Origin of the sequence: Alcaligenes sp. (assembly GCF_050255915.1) — a bacterium.
GTDB lineage: Bacteria > Pseudomonadota > Gammaproteobacteria > Burkholderiales > Burkholderiaceae_B > Alcaligenes > Alcaligenes aquatilis.
Genome location: NZ_JBFWIQ010000008.1, coordinates 202,603 through 212,219, shown reverse-complemented (window position 1 = coordinate 212,219; position 9,617 = coordinate 202,603). Strand labels below are relative to the sequence as shown.

At 63.3% G+C, this 9,617-nt stretch carries 9 protein-coding genes and 2 pseudogenes; all 11 read right to left on the bottom strand.

What is annotated here, in order from left to right:
• Nucleotides 1-2: 2 nt before the first annotated feature.
• Complete coding sequence (trbL, locus tag AB7E06_RS12385) at nucleotides 3-1,379, bottom strand: P-type conjugative transfer protein TrbL (protein ID WP_427957157.1); 1,377 nt, start codon at nucleotides 1,377-1,379, stop codon at nucleotides 3-5.
• Nucleotides 1,376-1,702 carry a hypothetical protein gene (locus AB7E06_RS12380; protein WP_395029929.1) on the bottom strand — a complete coding sequence of 109 codons (327 nt, stop codon included), beginning with the start codon at nucleotides 1,700-1,702 and terminating at the stop codon, nucleotides 1,376-1,378. The genes trbL and AB7E06_RS12380 overlap by 4 nt, the downstream gene beginning before the upstream one ends.
• 12 nt (nucleotides 1,703-1,714) lie before the next feature.
• Nucleotides 1,715-2,452, bottom strand: coding sequence for a P-type conjugative transfer protein TrbJ (gene trbJ, locus AB7E06_RS12375; RefSeq protein WP_395029928.1), 738 nt, complete (start codon nucleotides 2,450-2,452; stop codon nucleotides 1,715-1,717).
• Nucleotides 2,449-2,874 (bottom strand): annotated as a pseudogene (locus tag AB7E06_RS12370) (conjugal transfer protein TrbE); the annotation flags it as partial. The pseudogene AB7E06_RS12370 and the gene trbJ, both read right to left, overlap by 4 nt.
• Nucleotides 2,866-3,837, bottom strand: a pseudogene (gene trbB, locus AB7E06_RS12365) (P-type conjugative transfer ATPase TrbB); the annotation flags it as partial. The pseudogenes trbB and AB7E06_RS12370, both read right to left, overlap by 9 nt.
• Complete coding sequence (locus tag AB7E06_RS12360; RefSeq protein ID WP_395029927.1) at nucleotides 3,834-4,310, bottom strand: CopG family transcriptional regulator; 477 nt, start codon at nucleotides 4,308-4,310, stop codon at nucleotides 3,834-3,836. The gene AB7E06_RS12360 and the pseudogene trbB, both read right to left, overlap by 4 nt.
• Nucleotides 4,307-6,304 carry a conjugal transfer protein TraG gene (locus AB7E06_RS12355; RefSeq protein ID WP_068639533.1) on the bottom strand — a complete coding sequence of 666 codons (1,998 nt, stop codon included), beginning with the start codon at nucleotides 6,302-6,304 and terminating at the stop codon, nucleotides 4,307-4,309. Before AB7E06_RS12355 ends, AB7E06_RS12360 begins: the two co-directional genes overlap by 4 nt.
• Before the next feature lie 235 nt (nucleotides 6,305-6,539).
• The gene (locus AB7E06_RS12350; RefSeq protein WP_068639534.1) at nucleotides 6,540-6,806 is read right to left on the bottom strand and encodes an EexN family lipoprotein; all 267 of its coding nucleotides are present in this window, start codon (nucleotides 6,804-6,806) and stop codon (nucleotides 6,540-6,542) included.
• Nucleotides 6,803-7,747 (bottom strand): LysR family transcriptional regulator, encoded by a 945-nt coding sequence (locus tag AB7E06_RS12345; RefSeq protein WP_183018115.1) that lies wholly within the window; start codon nucleotides 7,745-7,747, stop codon nucleotides 6,803-6,805. The genes AB7E06_RS12350 and AB7E06_RS12345 overlap by 4 nt, the downstream gene beginning before the upstream one ends.
• A gap of 57 nt (nucleotides 7,748-7,804) precedes the next feature.
• The gene (locus tag AB7E06_RS12340; RefSeq protein WP_395029926.1) at nucleotides 7,805-8,401 is read right to left on the bottom strand and encodes a carboxymuconolactone decarboxylase family protein; all 597 of its coding nucleotides are present in this window, start codon (nucleotides 8,399-8,401) and stop codon (nucleotides 7,805-7,807) included.
• A gap of 20 nt (nucleotides 8,402-8,421) precedes the next feature.
• Nucleotides 8,422-9,582, bottom strand: coding sequence for a YbfB/YjiJ family MFS transporter (locus tag AB7E06_RS12335; RefSeq protein WP_183018113.1), 1,161 nt, complete (start codon nucleotides 9,580-9,582; stop codon nucleotides 8,422-8,424).
• Nucleotides 9,583-9,617 lie beyond the last annotated feature (35 nt).

Sequence of the window (9,617 nt, the reverse complement as noted above, 5' to 3'; positions counted from 1 at the left end):
GGTCAGGTATCGGAATCGCGCAGGCTCGGGCCTTGCCCCGAGCCGCCGCCGTCGCCACCGCGCAGCGTGTGGGCGGCGGTGGTCGCGGCATGGGTGATCTGCTGGCGGCGGTGCATCCGCTTGGCCCAGGCGGGTTGCTCCTGCTTCGGCGCGCTGGAGGCGCTGTCCGCGCCTTCGCCTGCGGTGGCCTGGCCGGAACCGGCAGCGCCGGCGTCGGTGCCGTTCCAGCCAGCACGGAAGGAATCGGCCATCTTCTGCCCGGCAGCGGAAGCGCCGGACGCAGCGCGGCGGCCTGCCGCCTGCGCGCCGGTCTTGGCGACGTTGCCCAGGCCCGCAGCCGCGCCCTTGGCCCCGCAGCCCGCAGCGGCGGAACCGGCCTGGAATGCGGACTTGGCGCTGCTGGCCGCCGACGTGGCAGCGCGTGCGCCGCTGCCGGCCAGCTTGGCGGCGGCCGGGGCCATGCGTGCGCCCGCCATGACCGCACCGCCCACGCCAGTCGCGGCGGCACCGATGGCAACGCCGGTGCCGACCGCGCCGACGGCCGCGCCGGCCATCGCGCCCGCGCCGAGCTGCGGCGCACCGGACACAAGGCCCGTGGCGATGCCAGGGCCGAAGATGCCCAGCGCCAGCAGCGCGAGCGAGGCCAGCATCACGACCAGCGCATGGTCGATGGAAGGCTCGTCGGGATGCACCTGGAACTCCGCGAACAGGCCCGAACCGATACCGACAATGACGGCCAGCACCAGCACCTTGATGCCCGACGACACCACGTTGCCGAGCACCTTTTCCGCGAGGAACGAGGTTTTGTTCCAGAGCGCAAACGGGATCAAGACGAAGCCGGCAAGCGTGGTCAGCTTGAACTCGATCAGTGTGATGAAAAGCTGTACCGCGAGCACGAAGAAGCAAAGGATCACCACCAGCCAGGCGAGAAACAGCACCACGATGGGATCAAGGTTGGTGAACACCTCGGGAAAGCCCGCCATGTCCCCGATCTGCTCCAAGATCGGTGCGCCAGCGTCGATGCCCGTCTTCGCCAGCCGTCCCGGCTGGAGAAAGTTCTCCATGCTCAACGTCGAGCCGGTGGCCGTCAGGCCCAGACCAGCGAACGACCGGAACACGATGCCCGACAGCCAGTTGAAGTTGTTGATGATGTAGGCGAAGGCACCGACGTAGAGCACCTTGCGCAGCAGCTTGGCGATCACGTCCTCGCCCTGGCCGGTGGCATGGCTCATCGCCCAATACAGGCCGGCGATGGTCATGTCGATGACGATCAGCGTGGCCGTCAGGAACGCCACTTCGCCTTGCAGCAGCCCGAAACCCGAGTCGATATAGCGCGAGAAGGTATCGAGGAAGCGGTCGATGATGGTCACGTCGTTCATGGCGTGTCCTCGGAAACGGCGAGCGGCGCATCGCCTTCCGGCGTGTCGTCGGTGGGCGTGTCGAAGCTCGCCGGGATCGGCGGCAGTTCGGCCAGCGTCCGGTATTCGTCCGGCCCGGTCTGGCCGGCGAAGAACCGCCGCCGGAAGGCTTCGGCGGCGGCGCGGCAGGTGTCTTCGCCTGCGGCGTGCCGGTCGGCCGCGCATTGGGCGCGCAGCGCCTTGAGCCGCACGGGATTGGCGGCCAAGGTCGCGGCCAGGTCTTCGGCCGGCTGCTGGCCACACGCGGCCAGCAGCACGGCCAGCAGGACAGGAACGCATCGCATGGCCGCCCCCTGTCAGTTGTTGTAGAAGTTGACGGACTGCGGCGTGTACGGCGTGCCGGTGCCCAGGAAGCGCCGCCGCACTTCGCGGGCGCGTTCGGTGGCCGCCGCCTGCCGCGCCAGTTCCAGCGAGGCCGCCCGGTCTTGCGTGATCTGGAGCTGCTGGGCCTGGATGGACTGCTTGGCCTGCAAGGCAAGAAGCTGGTTCGTCGCCTGCATGGCTTGTAGCGCGCCGGTGGCCGACTGGCTCTGGCTTACGAGATCGGCCAGTGCGCTTTCGTCTTGCGCCAGGTTCTGCGACACCTGCGCCTGCATCCGCATCGCGGTGTGCAGGCCGTTCAGCGTGTTTTTCCAGCGTTCCTGCGCATCACGCAGCATCTGGTCGCCGCTGATGGTGGTGGCGTACTGCTCCGGGTACAGGCGCGAAAACGTGGCATCCATGTTCTGTACGTCGTAGGCCAGTCCCTGCGCCTCGGCGATCAGGCGCTCGGTGGTGGCGAGCGTCGAGCGCAGGCGGTTGACGATATTGAAATCCAGCTTCGTCAGGTTGCGCGCCTGGTTCATCAGCATCTGCGCTTCGTTTTGAAGCTGGTTGATCTGGTTGTTGATCTGCTCCAGCGTGCGAACGGCGGTCAGCGTGTTCTGCACGAAGTTGGACGGGTCGAACACCGTCAGCGCTGATGCGGGCTGCACGGCCAGCAGCGACACCGACAGCGCGGCGGCCAGCGTTACGGAAAGCACACGGGTCTTCATGGCAGGTTCTCCTGTCGTGGTTGGGAAAGAAAAGAAGCCGCCGCCGGTGACGACGGCAGCAGGTCGGCGGCCCAATCGAGGCCGCGATGGCGCAGCCACACACCGGCGAAGCCGAGAGCGCCGGCCTGCGTCAGCACGCGGTCAATGTCGCGTTGGTCTTGCGGTGTGGATGCCCCCGCGAAGGCGAGCGCGGCCGGCCCCAGGTCGAGGTCGAACAGGCGATTGCCCAGGCGCGATTGGTAGTAGTAGTCCTGCTTCGGCTGCGCGGTGGCGACGATCTCGATTTGCCGGCTGTTGAGGCCGAAGCCCTCGTAGATCGTGCGAATCTGCGGTTCGGTCGCCTGCGGATTGGGCAAGAAAATCCGAACGGCGCAGCTTTCGATGATGGCCGCCGCGATGCTGGAGTTCTGAATGTCCGCCAGGCGGTAGCCCACTCCGTCGAAGCCGACGACGCGGGCGATGCTTTCGACGCGGCGTTTGCGGCCGCGTCCGGCGATGTGGATGACGACGTTGACCGCCTCGGTGATCAGCGCACGCGGCGGGTTCACCGCCACTTCGAGAATCAACTGTTCGAGGCGCAGCAATGCGCCCAGCGCGGAACCGGCATGGATGGTGGCGATGCCGCCCGGATGGCCGGTGCCCCAGACCTTCACCAAGTCCAGGGCTTCGCCGCCACGCACCTCACCGACGATCACGCGGTCGGGGCGCAGGCGCATCGTGGTGCGCACCAGCTCGGTCATGGACACGACGCCCGCGCGGGTGCGCAGTGGCACATGGTCGCGGGCGGCGCATTGCAGCTCGATGGTGTCTTCGAGCACCAGCACGCGGTCGCCGGTGGCGGCGATCTCGGCCAGCAAGGCATTGGCCAGCGTGGTCTTGCCGGTGCTGGTGCCACCGGCGATCAGGATGTTCTGCCGCTCGCGCACGGCATGGCGCAGGAACTCGGCCTGCCCAGCGGTCAGGATGCCATCGGCCACATAGCGATCCAGACCGATGATGCTCACTGCGCGCTTGCGCAGCGCAAAGGCCGGGCCAGGTGCGGCGGGCGGCAGGATGCCCTCGAAGCGTTCGCCCGTCTCCGGCAGTTCGGCGGTCAAGAGCGGTTGGCCGCGATGTACCTCCGCACCGACATGGGCGGCCACCAGACGAATGATGCGTTCGCCATCGGCCTCGGGCAGTTCGACGCCGAGCGGCGCACGGCCAGAGGACAGACGATCCACCCACAATGTCCGGTCGGGGTTGAGCATCACTTCCACCACGTCCGGGTCTTCCAGCGCAGCGGCAATCACCGGCCCCATCGCCGTGCGTAGCATCTGGATGCGGCGATCCTGGGACGCTGTAGCGGATGAGCGCGGTTCGGCTGGGATTTGAGGAACGGCACTCATGGCGCACGCTCCGCAGTGCGTTCATGGGCGGCAGCCATCGCCGCCGCCTCATCCATGCGCATGGGGTCGGGGTGCAGTTCTTCCACCATGTCGCGCACCAGGCTGCGGCCACGCAGGAGGTGGCGGCCCAACTGTTCGACGAACTGCTCGAAGCGCGCCTTACCCTGAGCACGAGCCGCATCCTGATGGGCTTCGGGCACCGGCGTACTGACGGTCAGGTAGTAGCGGATGAACAGCGCCAGCGTTTCGATCTGGATGTTCTGGTCACGCTCCAGCCGCTCAGCTTGCCGCGACAGGCGATCTAACCGCTTGGCAATAGCGGCCTCACGCTGGTCGCCGGCATCCGGCGACAGCCAGGACGCCAAGGCAGCGGCGACGATACTGGACTTGGACACGCCTTTCTTGGCGGCCAGCTCGTCGAGGCGCTTGGCGTGCTCGTGCTGGATGAACAGGTTCAATCGGTATTGACTCATAGGTCGATTCCGTCGTTGGGGTCGAGAGAAGCCAGTCGCGCCGTGCGTTGCAGGGCGGGGTCGAGCTGGCCGGGAAGCACCGGGGGCATGTCTTCGTCATCGAGCAGCGACAGGTCGCTGGTCGGGGCATCCATCTCGGGGGCATAGGCGATGGCTTCGGACAGTTCGGGCTGACGGCGGGGGCCGCCGTCATCGGTCGAACCCAGGGTCTCCAAGTCATCGGCGGATGCCGTGGCCGGTGCGGCGGGAATCGCCAGGCCGCTCCAATCGTCAGGTCGTGCAGGCGGCACATCGGCATAGCGAACAGCCGTCACCGCAGGCGGCGGCAATACCCGTTGCTTGAAATTAGCGTCGGCGAAATAGCGCAGCTTCTTCGCCTTAATCGGTGCGACACTGGACACCATCACGACCGCTTCATCGGGTGGAAGCTGCATCACTTCGCCCGGCGTCAGCAGTGGCCGTGCGGTTTCCTGGCGCGACACCATCAGGTGCCCCAGCCACGGTGCAAGCCGGTGGCCTGCGTAGTTGCGCTGGGCGCGTAATTCAGTGGCCGTGCCCAGTGTTTCGGAAATGCGTTTGGCCGTGCGTTCGTCGTTGGTGGCGAAGGTCACACGCACATGGCAGTTGTCCAATATCGAATGGTTCTGGCCGTAGGCTTTGTCAATCTGGTTCAGACTTTGGGCGATGAGGAAGCTGCGGATGCCGTAGCCCGCCATGAAGGCCAGCGCTGTCTCGAAGAAGTCAAGGCGGCCCAGCGCCGGGAACTCATCGAGCATCAACAGCAGCTTGTGGCGACGCGCGATGCCGTCGCTGCCATCCAGCGATTCGGTGAGCCGTCGGCCGATCTGGTTGAGGATCAGGCGGATCAGCGGTTTGGTGCGCGAAATGTCCGACGGCGGCACCACCAGATACAGCGAGACGGGATGCTCGGATGCAATCAGGTCAGCGATGCGCCAGTCGCAGCGCGACGTGACTTCGGCCACCGTGGGGTCACGGTACAGGCCCAGGAACGACATGGCCGTGCTCAATACGCCGGAACGCTCGTTGTCCGACTTGTTGAGCACTTCGCGGGCAGCGGATGCAACGACGGGATGCTGGGTATCGCCCAGGTGTTTGGTCGTCATCATCCGGTGCAAGGTCAGCTCGAACGGGCTGGCCGGATCGGACAGGAAGTTGGCGACTCCACACAGCGTCTTGTCTTCGCCTGCATAGAGCACATGCAGGATCGCGCCGACCAGCAGCGCGTGACTGGTCTTCTCCCAGTGGTTGCGCTTCTCCAACGCGCCTTCGGGATCGACCAGGATGTCCGCGATGTTCTGTACATCACGCACCTCATGCGCGCCGCGCCGGACTTCCAGTAGCGGGTTGTAGGCTGCCGAACTGGCATCGGTCGGGTTGAACAGCAGGCAGTGCGAGAAGCGCGAGCGCCAGCCTGCGGTGATCTGCCAGTTCTCGCCCTTGATGTCATGGATGACGGCCGAAGCCGGCCAGGACAACAATGTCGGGACGACCAAGCCGACACCCTTGCCCGAGCGGGTGGGCGCGAAGGTCAGGACGTGTTCCGGGCCTTCATGGCGCAGATACTCGTTGCGGTACTTGCCAAGGAAGACGCCAGCGGGCTGCGTCAGCCCTGCCTTGCGAATGTCGGTGGCATCGGCCCAGCGGGCCGAGCCATAAGTCGTCACCTTGCGCGCCTGGCGCGAGCGCCACACCGACATGGCGATGGCGACCACCACAGCCAGCAAGCCGCTGCCAGCCGCGATCATGCCGCCGGTGTCGAACACCTGCGGCGCGTAGGCGTCGAAGAAGAACCACCATTCGAACAGCTTCCATGGGTAATAGACCGGCGTACCGTGGAAGTCGAACCAGGGCGAGCCCAGGCGTAGCTGGTAGCCCAAGGCGGCAGCTGTCCATTGCGTGGCACCCCACACACCGGCGATCACGATGCCAAAGACGGCGGCGATCTGCCCGAACAACACACCCTGAGCCTGCATACCTTGGCCTCCGATTTCTCCTGCGCTGATTCCCCGTGGGAAACGCGGCACAAAGGCGTGCCGCAGGCGTCAGGATCGGTGCCGGTTCAGTGCCGGTCAAAGACCGTTATCGGCAGCAAGGTGATGCAAAAAGCATGGTTTCATGCAGGGGCGAAATCAGTAAAAAAGCCGCAGGCGCGAGCGCACTGCGGCGTGTCGAGAAAGAAAACGAAGATATGCGGCAAGCCGCCAACGGTCAGAACTTCGGCGGCGTTTCCGATGGCGTGTAAGGCACCTTGCCGTCGCCGAAGAAGCGCTTGTTCGTCGCTTCGGCCACCCGGTTACACAACACGTCGCCCATCGTCGGTCGCTCGGTCTTGCACTGACGGCGCAGTTCCTTCAAACGCTCGGGATCAGCGGCCAGTTCGTCCACGGTCGGCACATTGGCTTGCTGCTTCGGCGGCTCGGACGGGCCGCAGGCCGTGAGTGCTGCAACCAGCAACAAAGGGGTAAGTCGCTTCATGGCTCGATGTCCTCCGGGGGATCGGGTTCAGGTGGTCGCGCGGGTCTCACGCCTTCGGGCAAGTCGATGGCCTGCACCCTTTCGATGAATCGAGACAGCACTTCCGAAGACTCACCTTCTCGATGCAGCAGATAAGTCGTTAGCACAGGTGAACGGCCCGCCAGAGGCCGCGCGACCACACCCGGCTCGCGGCTGGCCGCGATGTGTGGTGCACCAGTCAGGCCCAACGCAAAGCCGGCCGACACCAGCGCCATCATCAAATCGCAGGACGCCACGCGCTCAGCAATCAGCGGCTCCATGTCCGAGCGGCGCAGCACGCGCTCGACTTGGCGCGCATGGCCTTCGCATACTTGTGGATCGCACAGCACCAGAGGATGGCGCAGCAACTCTTCCAGCGGTATGCGCTTGTGCCTGAGCAGTGGATGCCGCGCAGGCACTGCCACCATCAGGGGGTCACTCCAGACTGCTTGAGCCACGACGCCATCGCCCAATTCATCGGACTGCGCGAAACCCACGTCGTAGAGGTCATCATGCAGCCCCTTGATCTGTTGTGACAGCGGCACCTCGAACAGCCGGATCTCTACTTCGGGCTCCTCCTGCCGGCACAACGCCAACAAGGCCGGCAGACGCGACGGCGTGATGCCGTCGGACAGGGCAATGCGCAACTGACCATGAAAGCCATTGACCGCTGCCTGCACGCTGTCGCGGGCTTGTTGCAAGGCCGTGAAGATGCGCGGCACATGCTCCAGAAACAGCTTGCCTGCCCGTGTCAGCTTTGTGCTGCGGCTGGTGCGGACGAACAACTGTTCACCCAGGTCTTCTTCCAGCTCTTTGATGGTGCGGGACAGTGGCGACTGCTCGATGTGCAGCCGCTCGGCTGCCCTGGCAAAGTGGAGTTCTTCAGCCACTGCTAAAAAGCATCGGAGGTGGCGCAACTCCATATCGACTCCCTCTCCTCACTTAGCACAGCATCTTGCTGGGGCGTACGACCTGCTCTTTCATGAGGGAAGGCCGGTCAATACCAGTTCACCTTTGGGAGCAGGCGTTCGAGCGACATTCATGATCCAGCAAACGCATGAGAAATAGCCGATCAAGGCACATATCTCCACTACGCCACGCTCGCCCCAACGTTCTCTCGCAGCCTCGTAGGTCGAATCACTAACACCGTGCCGATGCAACAGCTCGGTGGTGAATGCCCATGCATCGGCCTCCTCCTCTGTCATTGTGCGAGGACGGGTCGCTTGAGCCATGTCCTCCAGTGTGGTTTCGGCTACGCCCGCGCCTATCGCCAGAGGAAAATGGACAGCCCATTCAAACTGATTACCTAATTCGCGAGCAACCAGCAAAGTCACAAACTCGTTGACATTTTTTGGCAGAACAGATTCAAACCGCAGATATTCTCCGACGCCGGCCAGTCGCTCAAGCAATACCGGGCTTTGCATCAAAGGAATGAAAGGCCCTTTCACTCCTTTTCGGGGCCCGGCAATCAATGCATCGACTGCAACTCGTTGAGCCTGCGTCATAGACTCCATCGGCGGTAAGGGCAAACGCTCGCTGCGCTTTTGACCAAAGCCTTGCTGAATGGTTGTGTTCATGGGTTCTCCTAAATGAAAGCCTATCGAGAATTAAAACGAACGAGCAATGCGCTGCTTGTCAGTAATGCTGATATCCCTAACCACAGCGCCGAATTGAATGGCCAGCCCACTCGAAGCAAGAAATTGGCTGCAATCGGGCCTGTTAGCTGACCAACAGCAAATGCAGCAGTCATTGATGCCAATAGCTTCTGTGCGTTATGACCTGCCTGTTGCCGAGCCTCCTGCAAACCGATCAAGGTTATGAGCATGAAAGTTCCGCCCACGCAAAACGCAGCTACCGAGAGCCCGAATAGGCTAGGTACGACGATGGGCATAAATATCCCAATGGCCATGACCACTTGCGCACCAGCCCAGATATATTTCCGGGGCCAACGCACAAGGAAACCTACGCACAATGTGGACAGGGCCGCAGCCATACCGAATAGTGGCCACACCCAACCAAAAAGCACTGGGTCATTGAGTAGCGAACGCGCTTGAGAGGGTAAATACGTCGCGGGAAGGATGTAACCGAAGCCGAACAAGCCATAACAAAGAACCAGCGAATACACGCCCCGTGGCAGTGGTGCCTCTAGCGTCATTCGCGTACCTCCCTCTGAGTGGAGGGGGGCGTTTTTCCTATCTATCTTGAATGTCATCAACGTGCCAATCAGCGCTAGACCCGAAAGGGCAAGCCAAAGTACCGAGACTCCCAGCCCCAGCAGTGCGCCCACGTGACAAATCAGCCCGACCAAGGTAATGCCGATTCCGACGCCAGCAAACACAAGACCGTCGAGACGACGAGCATCTAACGCCGCGAGATGGGCCAGCACGACACTTGCCGTCCCGACTAAAACCCAGGCGCTAGCGATGCCCGCGATGAACCGCATTCCCAGCCACCATGTGAAAGACTCGGGAACAGCCATTGCCGCAGTGCTCACGACGACAGCCCATAAGCCACATCGCATCAACACGAGCGCAGATATACCCCTCGTTCCGGCAAGCACGGCTCCTGTGAAGTATCCCGAGTAGTTGGCTACCGCCAACCACCCTCCGCCAGAGAATGAAAGCCCGAGGTCTGCTTGCATCAATGGCAACTGAGGAGTGAACGCAAAACGGCCGACTCCCATCGCCACAGCGAGTGCTACAAGACCACTTAGAGCGATGCCAAGGCTTGTCGGAGCAGATGTGTGAAATTTGTCCATGCGCCATTCTGGCGCGCTATAATTTTCTCGTAAAT